This window comes from Aequorivita sediminis (assembly GCF_032080575.2).
Classification (GTDB): Bacteria; Bacteroidota; Bacteroidia; order Flavobacteriales; family Flavobacteriaceae; genus Aequorivita; species Aequorivita sediminis.
Genome location: NZ_JAVLSO020000036.1, coordinates 1 through 913, shown reverse-complemented (window position 1 = coordinate 913; position 913 = coordinate 1). Strand labels below are relative to the sequence as shown.

The window sequence follows — 913 nt, the reverse complement described above, 5'->3', positions numbered from 1 at the left end:
AAGAATCGAAAATAATATCGTTTTAAAGCCGCTCTAGATAACAATGGATTCATTATTTTTAGTCCGAAGTGAGTTGATGCACAGACTCACGTTGTAAAACATTTAAACCAAAAAAATGAAAAAACTGACTAAAACAGAATTTGATCAATTAATAATCCACAATAGGGCTCAATTTAAATTAATTGAAGAAAAGAAAACAGAAGTTGACGATAATGAATTTTACTCACCGCTAATGACTGGAATGATGGGGGGAAATTCAAGTAAAAGCACTGGAAAATATAATTTTTTAATTTTTGTAGATGCACCAAAAGATTTGACTGGCTTAGATAATTCAAATGAAAAAATAACTCAACAATGGGAATTGATTGAAGAAGTTAGTTCTGATGGCGAAAGTTGTCTGAAATTTTTAAGTTGGGGACAACCGCCCTCAATGAAATACGAAGGAGAAAATATGATAATTCCAACTGAATTTTTCCATTTTGTTTTTGGAAGATTATGCGAGATCAATCCAAATCTTTATTCGATGAATAAATTCAGAAATACGATTGGACTTGAAAATATTAATCTTTAATTAAAAAATTATGCACTTAAATATGATTGAGTATGACTTGCAATGTAATCGATGCAAGACATTTAAAGAAAATTCCTTGTCAACTGTTCAAACTGATGAGGATATAAGCGATTTGTCCGAACAAGAATTGATTAAAATTATGGGCAATTTTCAGAATATTCAATGTGAGGCTTGTGGTAGCGAAGGGAATTGGAGAGTATTAAGGATTAGTGTTTGAAGTCAGTAAAAAATAAAAAAAACGTTTTACAATAACTAAGCATTCGTGTGGTCGGTACGACCCAACATGAATGCAGTGTTGACTGAACCGGTGTATGTCGGTTTGCCCTTATGGGGATTGGTCTA

Annotated in this window: 1 protein-coding gene; it reads left to right on the top strand. The window is 32.1% G+C overall.

From position 1 onward, the window contains the following. Nucleotides 1-115 precede the first annotated feature (115 nt). Nucleotides 116-571 carry a hypothetical protein gene (locus RT250_RS13510; RefSeq protein ID WP_313115418.1) on the top strand — a complete coding sequence of 152 codons (456 nt, stop codon included), beginning with the start codon at nt 116-118 and terminating at the stop codon, nt 569-571. Nucleotides 572-913: the final 342 nt, after the last annotated feature.

Coding starts and splice junctions, on each gene's coding strand:
- RT250_RS13510 (WP_313115418.1), top strand. CDS start 116: ATGAAAAAACTGACTAAAACAGAATTTGATCAATTAATAATCCACAAT.